Source organism: Paractinoplanes polyasparticus, from assembly GCF_019710575.1.
Taxonomy (GTDB): domain Bacteria; phylum Actinomycetota; class Actinomycetes; order Mycobacteriales; family Micromonosporaceae; genus Actinoplanes; species Actinoplanes polyasparticus.
The window spans coordinates 194,809-218,544 of record NZ_JAHWFK010000031.1; the positions used below are offsets into that span (position 1 = coordinate 194,809).

The window sequence follows — 23,736 nt, forward strand, 5'->3', positions numbered from 1 at the left end:
CGGCCACCCCATCGAAGGGCTTCATGATGACCGAACCGAGCATCGACACGAGCCGGCCGAGCAGCGCGAGGGTGTGGAACTACCTGCTGAACGGCAAGGACAACTTCGCCGTCGACCGCGAGCTGGGCGAGGCGCTGCGCTCGGCGAACCCGGCGATCGCCGCCGTCGCCCAGGCCCAGCGCAGGTTCCTCGTGGAGGCGGTCACGCTCTTCGCCGGTGAGGCGGGCATCCGTCAATTTCTGGACATCGGCACCGGCCTGCCGACGGCCAACAACACTCACGAGGTCGCGCAGCGGGTGGCGCCCGAATCCCGGGTCGTGTACGTCGACAACGATCCCCTCGTGCTGGTGCACGCCCGCGCGCTCCTGACGAGTTCCCCCGAGGGCGAGACGGCCTACGTCGACTCCGATGTGGAGGACCCCGAGCGGATCCTCCGCGAGGCGGCCGGCACGCTGGACTTCAGCCGGCCGGTGGCGCTGACCATGATCGGCATCCTGGGCAACGTCGCCGACTATGCGCAGGCGCGCTCCATCGTCGCCCGCCTCCTCGAGGCCGTGCCGTCGGGCAGCTACCTGGCCGTGAGCGACGGCACGAGCACCAGCGCGCAGAGCGTGGAGAGTCAGCGCGTGGCCAAGCAGAGCGGCCATCCGTACAACCTGCGCACCCCGGAGGAGATCGGCGGCTACTTCGAGGGCCTGGAACTGCTGGAGCCGGGCGTGGTGCCGACCTCGCTGTGGCGGCCACAGCCGGGAACGGAACCGGAGGCCCTCGACGTGTACTGCGCGGTCGGCCGCAAGCCCTGACGGTCGCTACGGGCGCCAGATCCAATTCCGCCGTACGTACATGGGCTTCAGCCCGGCCCGCAGCATGTTCTCGTAGGACGGGTTGAACTGCCCCTCGGCCGGCTGCCCGGTCTCGCCGACGACGAACCGGCAGCCGAGTTCGCGCGCCTTCCTGAGCCGGGCTGCGACGAGCGCCCGCTGCCCGCCGCGCCGCTGGAAGTCCGGCAGAACGGCACCGGAGTTGAGCGAGCACACCTCGCCGTCGACGTAGAGGGCGGCGCCACCGACCACGGTGTCGCCGGCCAGAGCGGCGTACGCGAGGAACTGGGGGTGACCGGCACTCGCCTGCATTATGCCGGCGGTGACCGGCTCGGCGAAGCCGAAACCCAGCGCCTTGTTCCAGTAACCGGTCACGTCGTTGCGCATCGACAGCACCACGCCGCCGCCCACCCGGTGGGTGGTGATCCCGAGCAATTCGCGGTCGGCGGCCGGGGCGCCGGCTTCGTACAGGTACATGAACTCGGCTTCGATGCCTTCGGCGCGAGCGGTCGACAGGGTGTCCATGCTGACCAATACGTGCGCCGGCGGCGATTTTTCGAAGCCGTGCCTGTGGAATCGGTCACCACTGTTCCCCGGCGGACGAGTACCAGCACGAGCGCGCCGGCCGGCTCCTCGCCGGGGCAGCCGCGACACAGGTCGGATTGATACCCTCCGACTCCAGGTGGTTACCGGAGAAAACCTCACGATCGCTCCGGTGGTCGTCATCATCAATGGAATCATCGCCGGCCTGAGCCGGCTCGCACAGCCGACGAGTTGGCATAGGGCGATCGGCCCGACAAAACGACCGAAAGCGCCTCATGAATACGGTGTACGGGGGAACGGCACGGACGCTGGGTGCGGTGGCGGCCGTGCTCGCGGCGCTGGCCACGATCGTCGTGGCCAGCCTGTCGAACCTGAACGGCGACGTCCGGTACGTCCTCGGCGGGCTCGAGACGGCCGGCAAGGGCGGCGTCGGCATCTGGGATGTCTTCGTCTCGCGGCCGCTCGCCTACAAACTGGTGATGGCGGCGCTCGACAAGCCCGTCGCGGGGCCCTCGTCGGACTCGACGCACCTGGTGATCCGGCTCGAGACGTATGCCGTGGTCATCCTCGTCACCGCGGTGCTGTTCCTGGGTGTGCGGCGGGTCGCCGGACGGGCGGCGGCGGCCGGGATCGCGGGCGCCACGGGCCTGGCACTGCTCATCGCTCCGCCCTGGCATTTCCTCGAGCCCGACTGGGTCGCCGTGCTCCTCGCGGTGCTGGCGGTCGGTGCGGCCTGCGTGCCCAAGTGGCCGTGGCTCGGGGCGCTGTTGGCCGGTCCGGCCGCGATGCTGGTCGTGGCGGTCAAGGCTTCCACCTTCCCCATCGCGCTGGTGGCGCTGATCGTCATCGGCGTGTTCGACCGGCGCCGTGCCGCCTGGGCGACGCTGTCCACGGTGGTCTGGGTGGCGGTCTGGTACGTGGTGAGCAGGCACTTCCTGCCGTGGGAATGGACCTGGCTGGAGGACTTGGCGTACCTCGTGCACGCCGAGCCGCAGCGGATCTACTGGGACGAACTGGTCAAGCTGCAAGTCGCGATCGGCGACGCGGCGGTGCTCAGCCCGGTCCTGGCGCTGTTCCCGGCGGCCGCGGCGGCGCTCATCCAGCGCGAGACCGGCCGCCGGCGGTGGGCCGGAGCGGTGGTCGCGGTGGTCGCGTTCCTGCTGACGCTGGCGCCCGCGTACGGGCAGGGCGAGTTCTTCATGTACCACTTCGCCGCGACCGTCGTGCTCGCGGCGGGGGTATCAGGCGCTGCCTTCGCGCTCTGCCCCGGTTTCCGGCTGCCGCTGGCCGTCATAGCGGTCGTCGTCAGCGGCATCAGCCTCTTTCTGGTCCGCCAGCCCGACTCGTGGCGACTGGAGAACGCCACGCCGGTGATCTGGGCGTACGAGATCGGCGCGCTGGTCCTGGCCGTCGTCGCCTGGTTCCTCGCCGGCCGGGCGCGGTTGTCGCTGCCGTGGTCCGCCGGCGTGGTCGTCCTCTGCTTCGCGCTGCTTCCGCCCGTGCTGCAGGGCTCCCCGTACGCGTTCAGCACCTACAACCACAGCGCCCTCAACGGCCGATCGCCCGATGCGGCGCTGGTCGAACTCGGCCGGCGGCTCGGCCCGGACACCCCGGTGCTGTACCTGACGTACGGCACCGTGAACCACGCCATGGGCAACCCGACGACCTGCCGGTACCCGTCGCCGATCTGGTTGCAGCGCGGGGCCGGGGACGACCGGATGCGCGCCCGCCCCAGCTACGCCGACAATCTGCGCTGCCTGACCGAGGACAGCAACGCCCGGTACCTGGTCGTGCAGACCAACTGGTACAGCCGCCCGAAGGCGGCCCCCGACGTGCAGGCGCTGCTCAACGAGCGGTTCGACTGCTCCGCGGCGGCTCAGATTCCGGCCCCGCCGCCGGTCATCGTCTGCCCGGCCCGGCGCTGACTCCTCAGGCGGTGCGGTCGGCAGCCGGGCGGGGCCAGCGGGCGGCTCGGCCCATATCACGTCGAGCGTCAGGGCGGCGGGGTTGGCGCCGGTGGTGACCTGCACGGTGGACCGGCTGGGAGTGGCGGTGCCTGCCATGGCGGTCAACATTCAGTTGATCGGGCTATCGGTAACCTGCCGTCAGGACGTGGCCGGGCTCAGTTCGCCCGATGCGGCCGACGGCTCCCGGCCCGGGCGGTCGTCGCTGCTGAGCACCCAGGTGCCCCGGCCTCGACGCTTGGCCTCGTACATCGCCGCATCGGCCTCGCGCAGCAGGCCGGCCGTGCTCTGCGGGCCGGTTCCGCGATGCGCGGCGATGCCGACACTGGCCCCGACGGCCAGGTCCGTGCCGTGAAAGGCGACCGGCATGGCCATGTCCCGCAGCACCCGCCCGGCCAACTGGGTCGCTTCCCCGGCCGGCAGGCCCGGGCACAACAGCACGAACTCGTCGCCACCGAGCCGGGCCACCACGTCGGTGTCGCGGACGACGCCCGACAGACGGTCGGCCACGGTGGTCAGGACCGCGTCGCCGGCTTCGTGCCCGTACCTGTCGTTGATCTCCTTGAAGCCGTCGAGATCGAGATAGAGAACCGCCACCGGAGCGCCCGGAGCCGACAGCACCCGGTCGAGGCGTTCGCCCAGCACCGCCCGGTTCGCCAGCCCGGTCAGCGGGTCGTGCTGCGCCTGGTACGCCATCCGGGCCTGAGCGCGCTCCTGCTCGCGCACAGCGATCGTGAACCGGGCCAGCACGAAGGCCGCACACAGGGTCGTGGCCAGCAGCGCGGCGATCTCGGCCCGGCCGAAACCGGCGTGCATCAGCGTGAGCGTGGGCGCGGTCATCAGCGCCAGGCCGAGGAACAGCACCCGGGCCGGGTGCAGGCTCGCCGTGGCGTCGCCGGGAGTCGTCAGCTCGGCGCGCCGGGGATGCAGACAGGCGGCGACCAGCCCGGCGTTGCCCAGCAGGATGAGGGGGCCGATCCGCTCGACGACGCTGTAGTCGAGCACGTACGGCAGGGCGTTGTAGCCGATGTCGATGGCCAGGTAGAGCAGCACGGCGCCGAGCAGCAGGCGGGTCGGTGCGGCGCGCGTGCCCGGCGAGAGCGCGACGAAGAGGATCCCGGCCAGCAGCACGACGTCGCAGACCGGATACAGGACCGGCACGACCGTCTCCAGGACCGGGTAGCCCAGCCCGAGCGTCGGCTCGATGAGGAACTGCCATGCCGCCGCCGCGGCCGCGATCGTCATGGCCAGCGCGTCGAGCACCCCGCCTCGCAGCCGGCCGGGTGCGCGGCGGCGGGCCATCAGCGTCAGCGCCACCGCCATCAGCGGATATCCGGCCAGCCAGAAGGCGTCAGCGAGCCCGACGCTCGGCACGGCTGCGAAGACGTAGTAGTACACCAGCTCGATCGCGTCACCGGTGAACCACAACGTCTGGGCCAGCGCGATCAGCAACCAGGGCCGGCGGGCCGGGCCCGGCGGCAACCGCAGGGCCGCCCACCATGCCACCGAGCAGACGCCGAGATAGACCGCGGCGTAGAACAGGTCGCCGGGCTTGCTGCCGTAGCCGGCCACACTCGCCGCCACGGCGGCGATGACACCGGTCAGGAAAATCCATGTCGCACGTACGCCCATGGCCGGTCCGTCGGCGTCCGGCCCACGCACCTGAGGCGATGTGATCCGGACGTCGCCACCGCGGAGCCCGGTGAACGGAAGCACGGTCTCGACGGCGCAACCGACCGGCACCCACGGCGCAACTGTGCTGCACCGGTGGAACCCGAACATGGGTTTCTCCACGACCCAGGAGTTCTGTCATGCGCATGCGCCGCCTCGCAGTCGTCGTTGCCCTGGCGACGGCCGCCACCGTTCCCGCCGCCTTGCCCGCGCTCGCCGCGTCCGCGAAACAAGGCTCGGCAGCCGCCGCTTCCAAGCCGACGGCCAAGCCGACCGCCAAGCCCACGGCCAAGCCCACCGCTAAGCCTTCCAAGCCCAGTGCCAAGCCGACCGCCAAGCCTTCCAAGCCGACTGCCAAGCCTTCCAAGCCTTCCAAGCCGACTGCCAAGCCGACGGTCAAGCCGACGGTCAAGCCGACGGTCAAGCCGGCCAAGGTCGCCTTCGCCGCCAACGGCATCGTCACCGCCGTGGCCGGCGACAAGGTCACGATCGCCGTCAAGGGCGGCACCAGCGACGTCAAGGGACGCACCGTCACGGTCACCGTGCCGGCCAGTGCCCGGGTGATCGTCAAGGGTGGCCGCAAGAGTGTCGTCGCCATCGCCGTCGGATTCAAGATCACCGTGACTGGCGTCCGGACCGGCGCTGTCTACACCGCCGTCAAGGTCCAGACCTCGGGCAAGGCGGCCAAGCCGGCTCCCGTTGTCACGCCGAGCCCCGTCGTCACGCCGAGTCCGTCGGACGCGCCCGGCTCGGACGACGCCCCGGCCGACCAGCCGGCCCCCGAGCCCACCGACGTGCCGGTGGCATCCTGACGTACCCCCGGACCTGACCAGCAACGCGATGCGTCACCGGGCGGGAGGGAAGCCTCACCGCCCGGTGATCGCGAAGCCGTCGAAAGCGGCGGCGGCGTTGTAGACGCGCACTCCGGATGAGCCGGCGGCGTAGGTGCCGTCGGTGACCGTGATTCTCGGGTTGGTCATGTCGTTGACGAAGACCTTCAGCGACGTGCCCACCGCCTCGACACGCAGGTGGTACCGCGTGCCGGGGGTGACGGTCAGGGACGCGGCGCCCAGCCGGGTCCAGTTGTTGTTCGCCTTGCCCAGGACGACCTGGCCCGCCGGCGAGATGCCCGCGTAGTAGCCGCGGTAGCTGTCGGCGCCGACGGCGGGGGAGGTCGCCCGGAAGACCAGGCCGGCGTCGCCACCGGTCGAGGTGACCGTGACGTCGGCGTCGTAGACCGCGTTCGCGTGATTGTCGGTCAGCAGCGACTTGCCGCCGTAGGAGTGCTGGGCCCGGTACTGCCCGCCGGTGGCCGTCCAGGAGCCGCCGTAGGTCTTCCAGCCGATCGCGTTGTTGTCGTCGAAGTTGTCCTTGACGAGCATGGCGACCCGTTGAATGGTGCCGTCGGCGTTGAAGTTCATCCGGTCGTACGCCAGGTAGCGCGCGTTGCCGTCGGTCTCGCCCAGCGGACGGCGGTGGTAGAAGGTGTACCAGGTCCCGGTGCCCGGAATGTTGAGGACCGAGTTGTGGCCCGCGCCGCGCGCGACCGTGGCGTCCTGCGCGAGGATCCGGTCGAGGCGCTGGAACGGGCCGATCGGGGAGTCGGACATCGCGTACGCGACGGAGTAGTCCGGACCGGTCCAGCCGCCCTCGGACCACATCAGGTAGTATTTGCCGTTGCGCTTGAGCATCTGCGGTCCCTCGACGTACCCGGCCGGGGTGATCTCCTTGTAGACGCTGCCGTCCGCGAATGTGCCGAGGCTCGTCATGTCGCTGTTCAGCCGGGCGACGTTGGCGTGGCCGTGGCCGCCGTAGTAGATGTACGCCTGCCCGTCGTCGTCGATGAACACGTCCTGGTCGATCGGCTGCGCGCCGTTGACGAACCGGTCGATGAGCGGCCGGCCGATGGCATCCACGTACGGACCCTCCGGCCGGTCCGCGACCGCGACGCCGATGCCACCGAGCTCGGCGTTGTTCTGGATGTCGTTCGCCGCGAAGTAGAGGTAGTACCGGCCGTCGCGCTGGATCGGCGCGGGCGCCCAGACCGCCTCCTTCGCCCACGAGACGTTCGCGGTGGTCAACACGTTCGGGTGCCGGGTCCACGTGACGAGGTCGGCGGAGGAGAAGGCGTCCAGGTACGTCTGCTCGGCGTAGCTGCGCGAGGCGGTGGGGAAGACCCAGTACCGATCGTTGTAGATCGCCACGTCCGGGTCGGCGTACCGGCCGTCGACGAAGGGATTGCCCGCCTCGGCCGTCGTGTAGGTGGGCGGGGCCGCCACGGGGGCGGGCGCGACGAGCAGGGCGACCAAGACTGCGGCGACTGTGTGCACGGCTATCCCATCGACGTATCCCGATGAATGGTGAGGATTGTTTACTTGTGTTCGGCCGTGTGGTCAAGGGATCCGGCACGAACTTTGGTCTCTGCCGTCAAAAGAACGTCACCTGTCGGCGAAAGTGCCCGTTCTTGACGTTGGGAAGATATCTTCCTAATCTCAGGAGGTGCCGCCACGCAAACCGGGAACCCTGCTGCCGCTCGAGGCAGACGTCCTCACCGCCGCGATGTCGAATCACCGTGCCGGGCAGGCGGCGTTCCATGGCTTCGGTCTCGCGCGGATGATCCAGGAACAGAGCGGGGCCCGCTCGCTCACCGCGCACGGCACGTTGTACAAGGCCCTGAACCGGCTCGAGGAGCTCGGCCTGCTGACTTCCGACTGGGAGGATCCGGCCGGGGCTCCCACCGGTCGCCCGCGGCGGCGGCTGTACCAGCTCACCGCTCAGGGCATGCACGTCGCCGACCGGGTCGTCGCCGACCGGACGGCGGGACGAATCCCGCGGTTCGCGCCGGGGCCGGCATGACGACGCGCCTGGCTGATCGCGCCGCTCACCTGGTGGTCCGGTGGGTGCGGTGCTACACGCGGCAGCTGCCGGTCGCGGTCGCCGAGCGCCGGCTCGACGAGATCCGTTGCGACCTGCACGACCACCTCGCGTACGAACAGGCCCGCGGCGCACGGGACGGGCGCATCGCCCTCAGTGTCCTGTCCCGCATGGCTCGTGGCCTGCCCGCCGACGCCATCTGGCGCGGCCGCATCCGACCCTGGACAGGAGACATCGTGAAATCCTTCGCCGCCGTCCTCGCCGCCGGTCTCGCTCTCGCCGCCGTCGGTGTGCTCGCCATCCTGTACGGCAGCGGTGACGACTCGCCAGGACTCGTGCTCATCGGCGTCCTGCTCATCGTCGGAGCCTTCGCCATCGGCGTGCGCACCGGTCATCGGCGCGGGCAGGGCGTCAGCCGCCGCCGAAACGCTGAGCACTCCTGAGCCGAACGGTCGGGATGCGGTGACGGGTCAGTGACCCTAGGCTGCTGCCGTGCCCGATGCCCCGGCCCCGCAGCGGCTGACCAAGAGAACCCTCGTCACCATCTCCCACGCGCTGGAACGGGCGGCGCTCGCGGCCGCCGAGGACGGGCCGATGGTGGTGTTCGCGTTGTTCCAGCGGCTGCCGTACTTCGAACGCGAACGCCAGGTCTACGAGCGGATCGCGAGCCGGGCCGCGGCGACGGTGGTGGGCCTGGTCGCGGCGCAGGCGCCACAGCTGCCCGCCGGCACGTATCCGGTGCTGCTCGACGAGAAGGAAGAACTGGCGCGGGAGTGGTCTGTCGTCGTGCTGACGCCCAGGTTCGGCGCGGTGCTGGTGGCCCGCGACCTCGAGGAGTTCCAGGCGGGCGCCGCGACGCTCGAAAGTGGACGGCTCTTCGAGGGTCGTTCGAGCTTCCGCCGGGACGAGGCGTTGCACGAGGCGCTCCGGCTGCGGCATCAGCTCGGCGACCGGCTGTCGCCACAGGCTCTGTTCGCAGTGGACGGTGTGGTCGCCCGGGTGCGTGACCTGCCGGCGACGCCGGGCGAGAGCCGGACCGATGCGGCCCTCCAGCTGTTCGCCGCCCGGGCCGAGCAGGACCACACCCGCCTGCGGTCCGGTGCGCACCGTGCCGGGCCGGACGCACAGCGGGAGTCCGGCGGGCACGTCGACCCGGCGGACAGCCCGGCGATGCGGCAGTGGACGGGCGCGACCGGTGTCACGGCCTCCGGTGTGCTCGCGGTGGCGGTGCTGGCCGTCCGGGTCAGGCACGCGGAAAGCCAGGAAGGCCCGATCGGGCGTACGGCCACCCGGCAGCAGCAGGCTGCCATCGAGCTGCTGCTGGCCCGGTTGCGGCCGGCGGACAGGGCGACCAGGACCGGCCCGGACGACTTCCGGCTGTACCTGCCGGCGCTCGGGACCGAGGAGGCGGTGGCCTTCGCGTACGGGCTCATCGCCGATTTCCAAGCCGCCGAAGCGCGCAGCGCGTTTCTCTCCGCAACGGTGACCGTCGCACTGACCGTCACCCGCCGTCGGCCACTGCCCGAGGACGAGCTGCAGCAGGCCCTGGAGTGGGCCGTTACCCGCAAGGCTCCGGTGGTGACCGTCGCGGAGGAGTGAGCACGGCCCCTAGCTGCGTGAACTCCCGGATTCGTGCCACCCGGCCCGGCCTTATCCCGGCCTTATCGCCCCTCGATCACCGTGTTTGTCGTGAACTTCGCGACCGAGGGAGCCGCATGAGCGTCGATGTCACACCGTTGCTGTCGGTAGTTGTCCCCGTCTTCAACGAGCAGGATGTGCTGCCGCTGTTCGCCCAGCGGCTGCGTCCCGTGCTCGACGGCCTCGACGGGTCCTACGAGGTGCTGACCGTCGACGACGGCAGTCATGACGCCACGCCGGCCGTGCTGGAACGGATGCGCCGCGTCTGGCCGCAGCTGCGGATCGTGCGGCTGCGTCGCAACGCGGGCCACCAGAACGCGCTCACCGCGGGCCTGCACTGCGCCCGCGGCCGGTACGTGGTCAGCATCGACGTCGACCTGCAGGACCCGCCCGAGGTCATCGCCGACATGCTGACGCTGGCCCGTACCTCGAATCTCGATGTCGTGCACGGTGTGCGGACCGATCGCAGCACCGACAGCCTGTTCAAGCGGGGGACGGCGGGGTTGTACTACCGGCTGGTCCGGCGGGTGGTCGGAGCCTCTGTGCCGCACAACGCCGGGGACTTCCGCCTGCTCAGCCGCACCGCCGTGGACGCCCTGACCGAGCTGCCGGAGCATCGGCCGGTCTACCGTCTGCTCGTGCCGTGGCTGGGCCTGCCGAGCGGCGAGGTGCCGTACGCCCGGGAGAAGCGCGCGGCCGGCCGCTCCAAGTATCCGCTGGCCAAGATGGTCCGCCTGGCGCTCGACAGCATCACCGGGTTCTCGGCCGCTCCGCTGCGGGTCGCGACCTGGCTGGGCTGTGCGGGCATCGCCCTCTGCGTCGTGCTGGGCGCGGCTGTTCTCGCGGCGTACCTGTGGGGCAGCGTCGTGCCCGGGTGGACGTCGATGTTTGTCGCCCTGGTCTTCCTCGGCGCCCTGCAGCTGCTGTGCCTGGGGCTGCTCGGGGAGTACGTGGCTCGCATCTTCACGTCGATCCAGGGCCGGCCCGCGTACGTCGTGACCTTCGATTCCGCCGTGACGGGCGCCCGCCGCCCGGCCGGGATGCCGTCGTGACCCTCCTCGCCGTCGCCGCCGATCCGGAGCTGGATCTACCGGCGAATGTCCGTGTCCGCCGTCCGTGGCGTTCGGCGTGGCTGGCCGCGCTCGCGGTGTGGTCGACCTCGGTCGTGGTGCATCTGGCGGTGAGCGCCCTCGCGTGGCTGACCTACCGGGGAAACGGCCCGGCTCCCGACCTGTGGTCGATCGCTCTGAGCTGGAACGGGTGGGACGCCGGCCACTACGTGCGGATCGCCGAGAACGGCTACCACCTGGGCCCCGGATTTCGGGCGTTCTTCCCGCTGTACCCGATGCTGATCCACGTGCTCGACCCGTTGCTGCCGGGCGGCGGCGTGGTCAGCGCCCTGGTGGTGGCCCACGCCGCCGCGTTCGGCGCCCTCGCCGTGCTGTACCGGCTGGCCGACTACGAGTTCGGGCCGCGAGTCGCCCAGCGGGCCGCCTGGTACCTGGCCGCCTTTCCGATGGGGTTCTTCCTGTTCCTCGGCTACAACGAGTCGCTGTTCCTGCTGCTGATGGTGGGTGCGCTGTATGCCGGGCGTCGCGGGCACTGGTGGCTGGCCGGCACGCTGGGCGCCCTGTCGTCGGCCACCCGGCTGTTCGGTGTCCTGCTGATCGCCCCGCTGGCCGTGGAGTACCTGCGCCAGGCCGGCTGGCGGCCGGGCCGAATTCGGCCGGACGTGCTGGGACTGGCCCTGGTGCCGCTCGGGGTGGCCGGCTACAGCCTCTACTGCCTGGTCGAACTGGGCAATCCGCTCCAGTTCAGCGTCGCCCAGGACCAGTGGGGGCGCCGATACACGTTTCCGGGCGAGGCGTGGCTGATCTCGGTCCGGCAGGTCGCCGGGCACGGGCCGCTCGACAAGGCCACCCTCGGCGCGGTTCTGGAGGCCGGCACGATCCTGATCGCCGTGGTGCTGCTGATCCTGTGCGTCAAGGGCCCGTTCAAGTTCCGGCCCGACCAGAGGTATCTGGTGGCGCAGGCCGGGACCACCCTCGTCATGCTGATGTCGACCGAGGTCGGGGGCCGCTCGATGCAGTCGTCGGCGCGCTACGCGATGGAGGCCGTGGCGATCTTCCTGGTGCTGGCCCGCATGGGCGCCAACCAGATGGCCGACCGGGCGATCCTCATGACCGGGGCGGCCCTGCAGGCCGTCTTCCTGGTCGTCTTCATGGCCGGCACCTTCCTGGTGGCTTAGCGGGTGACCTTATCGCCGCCTTATCCCGATCATGGCAGCATGGCCCGCGTGCGAGTACTGGTGGCGGACGACGAGCGGCTGCTGGCCGACACGATCGCGGTCGGTCTGCGGCGCGTGGCCATGGCGGTCGACGTGGCCTACGACGGCGGGCAGGCGATCGAGAAGATCCAGGTCAATCGGTACGACGTCGCGGTGCTCGACCGGGACATGCCCGCGGAGACCGGCGACGACGTCTGCCGCTGGATAACCGAGCACCGGCCGGCGACGCGGGTGCTGCTGCTCACCGCGGCGTGCGGCGTCTACGACCGGGTCGAGGGGCTCGGACTGGGCGCGGACGACTACCTGACCAAGCCGTTCGCCTTCGCCGAGCTGGTCGCCCGGGTGCAGGCGCTGGCCCGCCGCACGGCCCCGGCCCTGCCGCCCGTCCTCGAACGCGACGGGATCGTGCTGGACGTGGCGACCCGCACCGCGAGCCGCGACGGCCACCCGCTGGCGCTGACCAACAAGGAATTCGGCGTGCTGCACACGCTGATGCGCGCGCAGGGGCAGGCGGTCACCACCGAGGACCTGCTCGAGCAGGTGTGGGACGAGCATGCCGATCCGTTCTCCAACGTCGTCCGGGTGACCGTCTCCACGCTGCGCCGCAAGCTCGGCGAACCGTCGGTCGTGCAGACCGTCCCGCGGGCCGGCTACCGCATCGGGCTGCAATGACGGGACTGCGTGCTCGTCTGGCCGGTGCGGTGTTCGCCACGGTCACCTTCGTTTTCGTGGCCGATTTCCTCTACTGGAAGTTGCCCTGGCAGCCGCCGAGCTACGACCCGTGCGGCACCGACATCAACGGCCTGGCCTGCCGGATCACCCGCAAGATCCCGGTGTTGGACCTGAGCCGGTACGGCATCGTGCTGGCGGTGTCGATCCTGCTGGTGCCCCTGCTGGTCTGGTGGGTGCTGGCGCCCCTGCGCCGGATGCTGCCGGCCATCGCCCAGGCGGGCCCGCAGAACCTCGGCCACCGGATCCGCCCGGGCCGCGGGCGGGACGAGGTCAAGCGGCTGGGCCGGGCGCTCGACACGATGATGGACGGCATCGCCGCCGGGTACGAGGGCCAGCGCAGCTTCGCCGCGAACGCCTCCCACGAGCTGCGCACCCCGCTGGCCCTGCAGCGCACGCTGATCGAGGTCGGCATGGCCGAGCCGCTCACACCGGAGCAGTCGGCCCTGCTCGCGAGTCAGCTGCTGGAGACCAACGCCCGCAACGAGCGCCTCATCGAGGGCCTGCTGGTGCTGAGCCAGGCCGATCAGGGCCTCTCCGCGCGGACTCCGCAGCCCCTCGACCGCATCGTTGCCGACGTGGTCGACGCGCACGCCCGGGCCGCCGCGGACGCCGACGTGAAGATCACCTCCGAGATCGGCCGGTACGAGGTCTTCGGCGACGGTGTGCTGCTGGAGCGCCTGGTCCGCAACCTCGTCCACAACGCGATCAAGTACAACCGTCCCGGCGGCACGGTGATCGTCACGGTCGGCGCGCCCGGCGTCGCGCTCACCGTGGAGAACAGCGGCCCGCTGGTCCCGGCCGAGGACGTGGCCCGGCTGTTCGAGCCGTTCACCCGCCTCGCCACCGGGCGCATCGATCACAGCGGCGGCAGCGGGCTCGGGCTGGCGATAGCCCGTTCGATCGTCCGGGCCCACGGCGGCACGATCACGGCGACGGCGCAGGCTGACGGCGGTCTGAGCGTCCGCGTCAGCCTGCACCGGGCAGCGTGACGGCCGACCCCTCCGATCAGAACTCCAACACGGCCTGAAGCTCCTGCCGCTTGCGTGCGGCGAGGTCGGTGAGCAGCTGGGGTCCCTCGTCGAACGGCACCACCGCGGTGACCAGATGCTTCCGGATCACTCCGCCGTAGGCGTCCAGGAGGTCGATCGTCTCGGCCGACAGGCGTTCCCGGTCCCACGACGCCGCAAGCCCGCGGGGGACCCGGCCGATCTGGGCGCAGCGCACGGCCAGGCCGTTGTGGTGGAACTCCTCGCCGAGCCGGAGCTCGTCGGCTCCGCCCTGATAGAAGGCCAGATCGATCACGGTGCCTTGCGGGCGCAGCAGCCGCAGAGCCAGCTGCAGGGACGCTGCCTGTCCCCGGCACTGGAAGACCACGTCGGCCCCGCGGTCGTCGGCGGTGTGCCGCCAGGCGGTCTTCAGCGTCACCGCCGGGTCGCCGGCCTCCGGGTCCAGCGTCTCGAGCCCCAGCGCCGCCGCGACCTCGCGTCGCGCCGGCGTCGGGTCGATCACGACCACCGACGCGGCGCCGTGCCGGCGGGCGAACAGCGCCGTCAGCAGGCCGACCACGCCGGCGCCGGTCACCACGACACGCCGGCCGGCGACCCCGTCGCCGAGTCCGCGTACCGCCGGTCCGTGCACCTCGGCCGCCGCATGCAGCAGTCCGTTGGCGCAGATCGGGCCCATGTGGGCCACGTAGATGCCCAGCAGCGGGTCCAGGCCGGAGGGCAGCGGGACGACGCGGTCCCGCAGCGGGTCACCGGTCCAGCCGGTTCGATGCCCGTACGTCATCGCCACGACGGCGCCCTCGGTGACCGCCGGGGTGTGGCTCTCGACGACCTGACCGACCTCCATGTAGCCCAGCCGCCGCACCGGATAGGCCGACGCCGGTGAGCCGCCGAACAACCCCAGCACCGGGTCGAAGCCCTCGTGCAGCGCCGGATTGGTGCCCTTCACGAAACTCAGCTCGGTGCCCGCCGAGATGCCGCTGTAGAGCGTGCGTACCCGGAAGGGCCCGTCCGCCACGGGCTCGTCGACGATCTCGAGCCGGCCCGGCCCGGCGACGATCAGGTTGCGGTCAGACATCGACGCTCCGGCCCGAGGCGGCCGACGCGGCCACGGCCAGCGCCAGCTCATGGGTGCGCAGCGCCTCGGCGTACGGCACGCGGATGTCCTGCTCCTCGCCGCGGACGGCACGGATGAATGCCGCGTCGACCGCCACCCGGGCCGACTCCGGGTCACTGTCGACGGTGGTGATGTCGTCGCCGGAACGGATCGTCAGCTTGTCCTCGGCCACGGAGAGTGCGAGGCCGTCGGCGTAGATCTCCAGCCCGGCGCGTTCCTTCCAGCCGAGCACACAGGTCGCGGCGAGTGTGCCGATCGCGCCGCCGGCGAAGCGCAGGGTGGCCACGGTCGAGCCGTCGATGTCGGCACCCGGCACGGACGGGGGAGTGCCGCTGCCCACGGCGCTGACCTGGGTGACCTCGCCGACCAGGTACCTCGCCAGATCGAGCACGTGGGCGGCCTGCTCCACCACCGGTCCGCCGGAACGGTCGCGGTGGGGCCACCAGCCGACCGGCGGCACCTTGTCGAGCCACGCGCCGGTGACCAGGCGTACGTCGCGGTCGGCGAGCAAAGTGCGAGCCTTGTCGACAATGGCCAGATATCGCCAATGGTGACCAACGGCTGTGAGGACATTACTTTCCGCGATTTGCTTGGCCAGACTGACCGCAATGTCGTGATCAAGGGAAATGGGCTTTTCCACGAAGAGAGGAATTCCGGCCGCGATCACGGCTTGTTCGGCCGGCCCGTGCGCGAACGGCGGCACACACACGTAGACCGCGTCGACCCCCTCCGACAGCAGCGCTTCGACGTCCGGGAAGACCTTCGTCCCGTACGTCGAAGCCAGGCTCTCGGCCGCGGCCGGCACGACGTCAGTCACGCCGGTCACCTGCGCATCCGGCAATTGTGAGAGCACTCGCGCGTGACGCTGCGCGACCCCGCCCGCGCCGACCAGTCCAACCCGTGCCACCGCCATTGATCCTCCAGTTGTGGAAAGGCACCCGACGTGCCGACAACTCCCCGATCGGCCCCCGCCGAAACCTCAGACCGAATTCGTGCACACAGCCGTCGCCTGATCGCCATCTTCGATCAAGGTTGAGCGCGCCCGGACCGGGAAATTCCGGATCTCCATTCACGGACCTTCGGGGGTTTCATGCAGCAGGTGAGCGCGTTGCCCGTGGTCGAGGCCTGGGCGACCTACCGCACCAGCAGTGCGGCACAGTGGACGGCAGGACAGCTGGCCCGTCGTAAGAACGGCACCAAGGTCAGCGTCGTCATCCCGGCTCGCAACGAGCAGGCGACCGTCGGCGACATCGTCGGTGTCATCCGGCGTGCCCTGGTCGAGCGGGTGACACTGGTCGACGAGATCATCGTGGTCGATTCCCGTTCGACCGACGGCACCGCCGAGGTCGCCCGCGCGGCCGGCGCCCGCGTGGTCGCTCAGGACGAGATCACCCGCGACCTGCCGCGGATGGAGGGCAAGGGCGACGCGCTCTGGGCCGGGCTGGCCGCCAGCTCCGGCGACGTCGTCGCGTTCGTCGACGGAGACCTGCGCGACTTCTCCCCGGACTTCGTGACCGGGCTGCTCGGCCCGCTGCTCTCCGACCGTACGGTCGAATTCGTCAAGGGCTTCTACCATCGGCCGCTGGTCAGGTCCGAAGGCGTCGAGGTGGACGGCGGCGGCCGGGTCACCGAACTCAGCGCCCGCCCGCTGATCAACCTGTTCTGGCCGGAGCTGGCCGGTTTCGTCCAGCCCCTGGCGGGCGAGTACGCGGGCCGCCGCGCCACTCTCGAGCGCATTCCGTTCGTCTCCGGCTACGGCGTCGAGATCGCCATGCTCATCGACCTGCTCGACCTCATCGGCCTGGACGCGCTGGCCCAGGTCGACCTGGGCGAGCGGCACCACCGGCATCAGAGCATCGACGCCCTGGGGCGGATGTCCGCGCAGATCATGGTGACCGCCTGGAGCCGGCTGCACCGCCGCGGCCTGGTCACCGAGCCGCTGCCGCCGACCACCCTGCTCACCCAGTTCCAGCGCGGCGCCGGCGAAGGGCTGCCGCACCTGAACCGCGACATCGTGGTGACCGACGTGGGCGTCGACGAGAGGCCGCCTCTGGTCTCCCTGCCGCGACATGCGGTGCGCGCCGCATGAGGGTTCTGGTCAACGCCGGGCCGTGGCTTCCCGTGCCGCCGCGCGGTTACGGGGGAATCGAGAACGTGGTCGCCACGCTCGTGCCGGAGCTGCGCGAGCTCGGCGTCGAGGTGGTCCTGGCGACGGTCGCCGACAGCGAGCTGGCGGTCGACGAGCGGCTCGCGGTCTTCCCACGCGGGCAGTTCCCGCTGCTGCAACGGCCGTACAACCAGGTCTGTGGTGTCGTGCCGGCGCATCAGAACGCTGTTCTGCGCCGGGTCGCGGCCGGCGACATCGACCTGGTGCACGACCATGTCGAGGCGGCCGGCCTGACCACCCTCGCCGCTCTGGGGCTCCCCTCCCTGCACACGCTCCACTGGGACCTGCAGAAGCACCCCGCGCTGTACGGGACGTTCGACAGTCACGTCCGGGTCAACGGCGTCTCCGCCGATCAGTTGAGCCACGCCCCGGAGGCGCTGCGGCGGCACTCGGTCGGGCACGTGCACCTGGCCACCCCGCTCGCCGTCGGGGCGGACCGCAGGCAAGCGGTGCCCAAGGAGGCGTACGCGGTGGTTCTGGGTCGCATCACCGCGGGCAAGGGTCAGGATCTCGCCGCCCGGCTGGCCCACGAGCACCGGTTCGATCTGGTGCTCGCCGGCCCGGTCGGCCCCTGCCACAACCCGGAGGACCTGGCCGCCGCCGACCAGCAGAACCCGGACGTCGTGTTCTGGCGGGAGAAGGTCGCGCCGTACGTGGACGGCACTCGGGTCCGCTGGATCGGCTCGGTCATGGGCAAAGCCCGCGACGAGCTGGTAGCCGGCGCGCGGGTGGCGTTGTTCCCGTTGCGCTGGAACGAGCCGGGCGGGACGGCCGTGGTCGAATCGCTCGCCCTGGGTACGCCGGTGGTCGGCATCGCCCGCGGCTGCCTGCCGGAACTGGTCGAGCACGGCCGCACCGGTCTGCTCACCGCCGACGAGGACCAACTCGGCGAGCTGATCGAGGCCGCGGACGCTCTCGACGAGCGCGAGTGCCGCGAGGAAGCGGCCCGCCGCTTCACCCCGGCGGTGATGGCGGCCCAGTATCTGGGGATCTACGAGCGCTTGATCGAGCGGCGACCCGTGTAAGTCGCGGGCCCGGTCCGGCTCGAACGGATCCTCGAGAGAGGTGAACTTCGAGCCGCCGGGCCCGTCGACCATGGTGTGACCCCGTGACCGCTGCTGGGACCTTGTTCGGTCGTGCAGCGTGAAATATATTGCATATCGGAGGGGACACTTTCGGATCGCTCGGTCCGCACCGCGAGGCGGCGCGGCAACGAAGGGACGAGTCTCATGAGCACCACCGGGCAAGAGATCAAGAACGTCGTGCTCGTGCACGGCGCGTTCGCGGACGGTTCGGGCTGGCGCGGGGTGTACGACAATCTGACGGCTCGGGGCTACCGGGTCACGATCGTGCAGAACCCGCTCACCTCGCTCGAGGACGACGTCGCGGCGACCACGCGGGTGCTCGACCGGCTGGACGGCCCGGCGATTCTCGTCGGCCACTCCTGGGGCGGCACCGTCATCACCGAGGCGGGCGTCCACCCCAAGGTCGTCGGCCTGGTCTACGTGTCGGCGCTCGCGCCTGACGCCGGTGAGACCACCGCCCAGCAGTACGAGGGATTCGCGGCGACGCCCGACTTCGTCATCGACGTGGCCGAGGACGGGTACGGCTTCCTCAACCCCGACAAGTTCAAGGCCGGCTTCGCCGCGGACGCGAGCGACGTCGACGCGGCCTTCCTCCGCGACTCGCAGGTGCCCGTCAACATGGCGGCGTTCGGCACAGCGGTGAAGAACGCCGCCTGGCACGACAAGCCGAGCTGGGCTGCCATCGCGACCGACGACCGGGCGTTCGACCAGGCGATGCTGCAGCACATGGCCAAGCGCATCGGCGCGCAGGTCACCAGCGTCCCGGCCAGTCACGCCCTGTTCCTGACCCAGTCCGGGGCTGTCTCCGACGTGATCGTGACCGCCGCGCAGAACGCGGCCGGCGCTCGCTGACACACCGACCACCCGACCCGGGCCGGCTCGCACATGCCCCGTGAGCCGGCCCCGAGCCTTGCCGGAGTGTGACCGCATGTCCATCACGCCGTTCCAGGTGGCGCTGTGGATCGAGCTCCTCGCGGCGGGACTCGGTGGCCTGCAGGGGGCCCTGTTCGCGGCGGGGGAGAGGCACCGCCGCATCGACGTGTTCGGCGTCATGGTGATCGGGCTCGCCGTGTCGCTCGGGGGAAGCCTGCTACGCGACATCGTGCTCGATCAGCGGCCGGTCGTGATCTGGATGAACTGGTACCTGCTGGTGGCGGCGGCCTCAGCGATCATCGGCATGCTGTCGCAGCCGGTGTTCGCGCGAGCGGACTGGCTGATCACCGTGCTCGACGCCGTCGTCATGGGACTGTTCGGCGCGATCGGGGCGTCCAAGGCCTTGTCCCTGGGCGTCGGTGAAGCCGGGGCGCTGGTCGTCGGCGTCATCGGAGCCATCGGAGGCGGCATGCTGCGCGACGTCATCATGAACCTGCCGATCTCGTTCCTGCAGGTCGGCACGCTCTATGCCGTCGCCGCCGGGGCCGGAGCCGGCACGTTCGTCCTGCTCGCCACGTTCGGCACACCGACCCCGATCGCAGGCCTGGTCTGCGTGGCCGTGACCACGGCCGTGCGCCTGGCCGCCGTTCGCTTCGGCTGGACCTTTCCCGAGCAGCGTGCGGTGGGCCCTCGTACCCCGTAGACCGCCCGCGCGGCGGCTCAGCTGTTCATCAGCGCATTGCGCAGATGCCGGACGCCGTAATGCGCGCGAGATTTCACGGTGCCCACGGGAAGGCCGAGCCGGTCGGCCACCTCGTCGACGGAATATCCGTTCACATACAATTCCAGCAGGACGGACCGGTGGCCGGCGCCGAGTTGGCCGACGGCGTGCCGCAGAGTGAGTGAGGCGATTGCCGTTTCCGCCGCGGCATTCGTCGAGGCGGTCAGTTCCGTCTCGGCCAGGCCGACCTCCACGGGCCGCGTCTGCGTTTTCCGGTACGCGTCGATCGCGAGGCGCCGGGCAACCGTGAACAGCCAGCGACGCTGCCGCTCCGGGTCGGTGGGCACCTGATCCAGGTTGCGCCAGGCCCTCAGCATCGTCTCCTGCACCAGGTCCTCGGCAGTGCAGGGGGCGCCCGGCGGGGTCAGCCGGCGGAGGTAGCGGAGAAGCGCGCTCACGTTGTCCCGGTGCAGATCCCGCATGTGCGCCTCGGCGGCGATGGATGTCGGCATCGTGTCTCCCCGTCAATTCCCAGCAAGTCGGGGAAGCGTACGGGGATGCCTGTTAATTCCTACTCTATTGCCTGTGAATCAGCAGGTGAATGAGACGTCCGGCGATACCACGGAATGCGCCGGAAAGAAAAGGTGATCTGTTTGTCGCCGGGTCGCCGGCGGCCCGGACGCCCCGCGATGGCTCTTCATCGTGCACTACGTGTCCGGATGGGCCGGGTTCACTCGCCATCGGCCTCACCTAAACGGCAGACTAATTAACTCCACGCCCATCTCGGCGTCATCCGCGGGCAGCTCTTCCAGACTGGCCCTCGAGAGGGGCTGATCCGAGACGATCGCGACTCGAAGCACGACGGCTCCTTCCGGGAGTGGGCCACGGTCACGGCAATCCGGCGTTGGAACGTTCAATCTCGGTGCCCCGCGCTGTGTGGTCGCCGGCTGGTCCGGCGGCGGCCCGCACGCCCTGGCGACGGCCGCGCGGCTGCCGGAGCGAGTGGCCGGGGCGCTGGTGATCGCTGGGGCCGCGCCGTATCGGGCCGATGGCCTGGACTTCCTGGCCGGCATGGGCGCCGACAATGTCACGGAGTTCGGCCTGGCCGCGCGCGGAGAGCGCGAACTGCGCCCGTTCCTCGAGAAGGAGGCCGAGGCGATGCGCCAGACCGACGCGGCCAGCCTGGTCGCCGGGTTGTCGAGCCTGCTGCCCCCGGTAGACCGTGCCGTGCTGACCGACGAGTTCGGCGCCGATCTGACTGCCAACATCGCGGAGGCGCTGCGCCTGGGTGATGACGGATGGGTCGACGACGACCTGGCCCCTGACCCGCGACTGGGGGTTCGAACTGGGCGAGATCAGGGTGCCGACCTTCCTGTGGCAGGGCAGCGAGGACCTGATGGTGCCGTACGCCCATGGCCGTTGGCTCGCCGCCCATATGCCGGGGGTGACCGCCCAGCTGGAACAGGGCGAGGGGCACCTGTCGGTGTTCCTCGGCGCCGCGGCCCGCATGGTCGACGAACTCGTCACCGTGCTGTGAATCCGGGCCGGGCGCGGAGCTGCGGCGAGGTCAGTGTTGGGCCAGGTGGAAGAAGTGGATCGGCGAGTTGGGGGTGCAACCGATCCCGAGGGGCCGTCACCGTGTCGACGCGGTTGCCGACCCGGACGGCCTGGTGGTAGTGCAATGCGTTGAGCTGGGTGTCGCCGTATCCCGGTGTAGCGAAGAACGCGGGCTCACTCATGCCGGCCTGGTTCTTTCCCGTTGTTGTTGCTGCCGTGTCGACTCGCCATCCGACACCCTGTGGTGGGAACAAGCTCAAGAGCGGCGTCGTCACGGCCCGCACCAACGCGTGGTTGACCGTGTTCCTGGAACAAGGTGTCGACTGGCGGGGAAGGAAGCAGTCCGAGCCGATCGTCGGGAGGCGGGCCGATTCGTGAGCCAGGAACGCCGATGGCGGTGGTGGCACTGGGCGCCGCTGATCCCGTTGACCCTCGTGGCCGTGGTTCTGGCCTGGCTCAACCGGAATCCCTGGTGGGGCTGGGCGCTGCCGGCGGTGCTGCTGGCCGGGCTCGGGCTCACTGCCCGGCGGTGGGTGCGCGGGCGGTTCGTGATCCGAGCCGGGGCGTGGTTGCTGGCCGCCGTTCTGGTCTCGGCGTTGGTGGTCGTCGCGCATCCGCCGCCGCGGAACCGGGTCGCGGGCGGAGAGGAACGTCGGGTGACGGCCGAGGTGCCGACGGGGCAGGGCCCGGTCACCGGTGTGCTCAACGACGAGCGGTCGGTCGAGATCTTCGCCGGCATCCCGTACGCCCGGCCGCCGGTGGGCGACCTGCGCTGGCGCCCGCCGGAACCGCCGGCGAGCCGGGCCGGCGTCCTCGCGGCCGACCGTTTCTCCGACGTACCGGTTCAGGGAACTTCGACGTTCTTCACCCGGGCGTTGTCCCGGATGGTCCAGGTGCCGCTGGAGGAGACGCTTCTCAACCCCTACCCGGCCGGTGAGGACAGCCTGACGCTGAACATCTGGCGCAGCTCGAAGCCCGCCGCGAGTCCGCGGCCGGTTCTGGTCTACATCGCGGGCGGCGGCTTCGCGACGGGTTCCGGCGCCCTTCCGCTCTACGACGGCGAAAGCCTCGCCGCGCGGGGCGAGACCATCACGGTCACGTTCAATTACCGGCTGGGCGTGCTCGGCTTCCTGTCCCACCCCGAACTGGCCGCCGAGTCCGCGCAGCAGGTGTCGGGCAACTACGGGATTCTCGACCAGATCGCGGCGCTGACCTGGGTGCGCGACAACATCGCGGCGTTCGGCGGTAACCCGGGCCGGGTGACGATCGCCGGGGAGTCGGCCGGCGGCGAGAGTGTCTGCCTGCTGGGTGCGTCGCCGCTGGCCCGGGGGCTGGTGCACAGCATCATCGGGAGCAGCGGCGCCTGCATGGGCACCACCGGCGACGCCGGCCACGGCGACCAGGCCGACACTCGTACTGTCGCTCTGGACGTGGGGAGGCGATTGAGCGAGGAGCTCGGGGGCGCGTCGGTGCGAGAGATGCGGGCGATGCCGGCCGAGCGGATCCAGTCGGCCGCCGAGTCGCTGGCCGCGCATTGGCGGCCCTCGGTCGACGGTCATGTGCTGCCGAAGCCACCAGCCGAGATCTACGCCGCCGGTGAGCAGCTCGACGTCCCGATCCTGGTCGGCAGCAACGCCGACGAGTCGTCGCTCATCCGGGCCGACCCGCCGGAGACCGGGGTGGAGGACTACGCGGCATCGGTCCGGGAGACGTACGGGCCGGACGCCGGCGCGTTCCTGCGGTTGTATCCGGGCGGCTCGCCGGACGAGGTGCTCGAGTCGACGCTGCAGGCGAGCACGGACAGAGTCATGACCCGGGCCATGCACCGCTGGGGTCTCCTGCAGACCAGGACCGGCGACGCCCCGGCGTACGTCTATTTCTTCACTCGCGTCCCGCCGGAGCCCGGGCTGGAGAAGTTCGGGGCTTACCACGGGGCGGAGGTGATGTACGCGTACGACAACCTCGGCCACGACGGTCAGCCCGACTACGAGCCGGCCGACTACCGGCTGCGCGACCACATGAGCGCGTACTGGATCAACTTCGTGCGCCGGGGCGATCCCAACGGGCCCGGGCTGCCGCGCTGGCCGACCGTGGAGCACGCGCCCGCTCAGGTGATGGGCTTCGGCGACAGCACCGCGCTCCAACCGCGCCCGCGAGCCGAGGCGGTCGATTTCTGGATGGACTACCGGGGGCCGATCGCGTGAGCAGGGGTCCGGATCCCTGTATGGCGGTCAACCGGGCCGGCGGGTGAATGTGTTGCGCAGCTCGACGATGCGCCCGTCCGGCCCGATGACCGCGTGCTCGATGCCGGCGACGGTGATGACGGCTCCGTCTATCGTGCGGGCCGCGCACACCCACTCCACCCGTTGACGGCCGTCGGGCAGCACCATGGTGTTCCAGTAGAGCTTGGTCGCGGTGTGGAAGGTGATGAACCCCTGGTTGAACTCGCGGATGGCCGCCGCTCCCGGCACCGGGGCGTCGTCGATCTGCACCACGGCATCCGGATCGAACAGGTCCAGCAGGTCGTCCAGGGCTACCTTGTCGGCGACCGCGCGATCGGTCGCGGCGAGGTAGCGGTCGAGCGTCAGGGGCGGTGCCTCAGTCATGTAACAAGGTCCTTCCGGGGGCGAGAGGGGTCAGCTGCAGCTTCCACAGCTCGTCGTCGATGATTCACGCCTTGCT

General features: G+C 70.6%; 23 protein-coding genes. 16 read left to right on the plus strand and 7 right to left on the minus strand.

From position 1 onward, the window contains the following. Nucleotides 1-23 precede the first annotated feature (23 nt). Entirely contained in the window at nt 24-803 is a 780-nt protein-coding gene (locus KXC43_RS27930) for an SAM-dependent methyltransferase (protein WP_221379128.1), read from the plus strand. Nucleotides 804-809: 6 nt separating this feature from the next. On the opposite strand, the gene KXC43_RS27935 is transcribed toward KXC43_RS27930, so the two are convergent. Beyond that, nucleotides 810-1,346 carry a GNAT family N-acetyltransferase gene (locus KXC43_RS27935; protein WP_221379129.1) on the minus strand — a complete coding sequence of 179 codons (537 nt, stop codon included), beginning with the start codon at nt 1,344-1,346 and terminating at the stop codon, nt 810-812. A gap of 293 nt (nt 1,347-1,639) precedes the next feature. On the opposite strand from KXC43_RS27935, the gene KXC43_RS27940 reads away from it, so the two are divergent. Continuing rightward, entirely contained in the window at nt 1,640-3,289 is a 1,650-nt protein-coding gene (locus KXC43_RS27940) for a hypothetical protein (protein WP_221379130.1), read from the plus strand. Nucleotides 3,290-3,469: 180 nt separating this feature from the next. Here KXC43_RS27940 and KXC43_RS27945 read toward each other — a convergent pair whose 3' ends face one another. Continuing rightward, a complete protein-coding gene (locus KXC43_RS27945; RefSeq protein ID WP_255644925.1) occupies nt 3,470-5,110 on the minus strand; it encodes a GGDEF domain-containing protein in 1,641 nt (546 codons plus the stop codon). Between the two features lie 29 nt (nt 5,111-5,139). Between KXC43_RS27945 and KXC43_RS27950 the strand changes: the two genes are divergently transcribed. Then, complete coding sequence (locus KXC43_RS27950; protein ID WP_221379131.1) at nt 5,140-5,811, plus strand: hypothetical protein; 672 nt, start codon at nt 5,140-5,142, stop codon at nt 5,809-5,811. 54 nt (nt 5,812-5,865) lie between these two features. On the opposite strand, the gene KXC43_RS27955 is transcribed toward KXC43_RS27950, so the two are convergent. Further along, nucleotides 5,866-7,308 (minus strand): family 43 glycosylhydrolase, encoded by a 1,443-nt coding sequence (locus KXC43_RS27955; protein WP_255644926.1) that lies wholly within the window; start codon nt 7,306-7,308, stop codon nt 5,866-5,868. 190 nt (nt 7,309-7,498) lie between these two features. On the opposite strand from KXC43_RS27955, the gene KXC43_RS27960 reads away from it, so the two are divergent. From KXC43_RS27960 to KXC43_RS27990, 7 genes are all read left to right on the plus strand, one after another. Continuing rightward, nucleotides 7,499-7,855, plus strand: a complete 357-nt coding sequence (locus KXC43_RS27960) for a PadR family transcriptional regulator (protein WP_308129288.1) — start codon at nt 7,499-7,501, stop codon at nt 7,853-7,855. Then, a complete protein-coding gene (locus tag KXC43_RS51335) occupies nt 7,852-8,316 on the plus strand; it encodes a hypothetical protein (protein WP_255644927.1) in 465 nt (154 codons plus the stop codon). Before KXC43_RS27960 ends, KXC43_RS51335 begins: the two co-directional genes overlap by 4 nt. A 49-nt stretch (nt 8,317-8,365) precedes the next feature. Continuing rightward, nucleotides 8,366-9,472, plus strand: coding sequence for a DICT sensory domain-containing protein (locus KXC43_RS27970; protein ID WP_221379133.1), 1,107 nt, complete (start codon nt 8,366-8,368; stop codon nt 9,470-9,472). A 116-nt stretch (nt 9,473-9,588) separates the two neighbouring features. After that, nucleotides 9,589-10,563: a glycosyltransferase family 2 protein gene (locus tag KXC43_RS27975; protein WP_221379134.1), complete on the plus strand. Its 975-nt coding sequence runs from the start codon at nt 9,589-9,591 to the stop codon at nt 10,561-10,563. Then, nucleotides 10,560-11,759, plus strand: a complete 1,200-nt coding sequence (locus KXC43_RS27980; RefSeq protein ID WP_221379135.1) for a mannosyltransferase family protein — start codon at nt 10,560-10,562, stop codon at nt 11,757-11,759. Before KXC43_RS27975 ends, KXC43_RS27980 begins: the two co-directional genes overlap by 4 nt. A gap of 48 nt (nt 11,760-11,807) precedes the next feature. After that, nucleotides 11,808-12,470, plus strand: a complete 663-nt coding sequence (locus KXC43_RS27985; RefSeq protein WP_221379293.1) for a response regulator transcription factor — start codon at nt 11,808-11,810, stop codon at nt 12,468-12,470. After that, a complete protein-coding gene (locus KXC43_RS27990) occupies nt 12,467-13,519 on the plus strand; it encodes a sensor histidine kinase (protein WP_221379136.1) in 1,053 nt (350 codons plus the stop codon). Before KXC43_RS27985 ends, KXC43_RS27990 begins: the two co-directional genes overlap by 4 nt. Nucleotides 13,520-13,535: 16 nt before the next feature. Here the strand turns inward: KXC43_RS27990 and KXC43_RS27995 are convergent, their stop codons facing one another. After that, nucleotides 13,536-14,612, minus strand: coding sequence for a zinc-dependent alcohol dehydrogenase (locus KXC43_RS27995; protein WP_221379137.1), 1,077 nt, complete (start codon nt 14,610-14,612; stop codon nt 13,536-13,538). Further along, nucleotides 14,605-15,564 (minus strand): Gfo/Idh/MocA family protein, encoded by a 960-nt coding sequence (locus KXC43_RS28000; RefSeq protein ID WP_221379138.1) that lies wholly within the window; start codon nt 15,562-15,564, stop codon nt 14,605-14,607. The genes KXC43_RS27995 and KXC43_RS28000 overlap by 8 nt, the downstream gene beginning before the upstream one ends. 261 nt (nt 15,565-15,825) lie before the next feature. Between KXC43_RS28000 and KXC43_RS28005 the strand changes: the two genes are divergently transcribed. The 4 genes from KXC43_RS28005 to KXC43_RS28020 all read left to right on the plus strand — a co-directional run bounded on the left by KXC43_RS28005 (nt 15,826) and on the right by KXC43_RS28020 (nt 19,479). Beyond that, on the plus strand, nt 15,826-16,740 hold the full coding sequence (locus tag KXC43_RS28005; RefSeq protein ID WP_438870917.1) for a glucosyl-3-phosphoglycerate synthase: 915 nt from the start codon (nt 15,826-15,828) through the stop codon (nt 16,738-16,740). Then, on the plus strand, nt 16,737-17,843 hold the full coding sequence (locus KXC43_RS28010) for a glycosyltransferase (RefSeq protein ID WP_221379140.1): 1,107 nt from the start codon (nt 16,737-16,739) through the stop codon (nt 17,841-17,843). Before KXC43_RS28005 ends, KXC43_RS28010 begins: the two co-directional genes overlap by 4 nt. Before the next feature lie 204 nt (nt 17,844-18,047). Continuing rightward, nucleotides 18,048-18,755, plus strand: a complete 708-nt coding sequence (locus KXC43_RS28015) for an alpha/beta fold hydrolase (protein WP_221379141.1) — start codon at nt 18,048-18,050, stop codon at nt 18,753-18,755. A 76-nt stretch (nt 18,756-18,831) separates the two neighbouring features. After that, nucleotides 18,832-19,479 (plus strand): trimeric intracellular cation channel family protein, encoded by a 648-nt coding sequence (locus KXC43_RS28020; RefSeq protein ID WP_221379142.1) that lies wholly within the window; start codon nt 18,832-18,834, stop codon nt 19,477-19,479. A 17-nt stretch (nt 19,480-19,496) separates the two neighbouring features. On the opposite strand, the gene KXC43_RS28025 is transcribed toward KXC43_RS28020, so the two are convergent. Further along, entirely contained in the window at nt 19,497-19,979 is a 483-nt protein-coding gene (locus KXC43_RS28025; protein WP_221379143.1) for a sigma-70 family RNA polymerase sigma factor, read from the minus strand. A gap of 809 nt (nt 19,980-20,788) precedes the next feature. Between KXC43_RS28025 and KXC43_RS28030 the strand changes: the two genes are divergently transcribed. Then, a complete protein-coding gene (locus KXC43_RS28030; protein WP_221379144.1) occupies nt 20,789-21,034 on the plus strand; it encodes an alpha/beta fold hydrolase in 246 nt (81 codons plus the stop codon). A gap of 394 nt (nt 21,035-21,428) precedes the next feature. Beyond that, nucleotides 21,429-23,258: a carboxylesterase/lipase family protein gene (locus KXC43_RS28035; RefSeq protein WP_221379145.1), complete on the plus strand. Its 1,830-nt coding sequence runs from the start codon at nt 21,429-21,431 to the stop codon at nt 23,256-23,258. 27 nt (nt 23,259-23,285) lie between these two features. On the opposite strand, the gene KXC43_RS28040 is transcribed toward KXC43_RS28035, so the two are convergent. After that, the gene (locus KXC43_RS28040; protein WP_221379146.1) at nt 23,286-23,660 is read right to left on the minus strand and encodes a nuclear transport factor 2 family protein; all 375 of its coding nucleotides are present in this window, start codon (nt 23,658-23,660) and stop codon (nt 23,286-23,288) included. Nucleotides 23,661-23,736 lie beyond the last annotated feature (76 nt).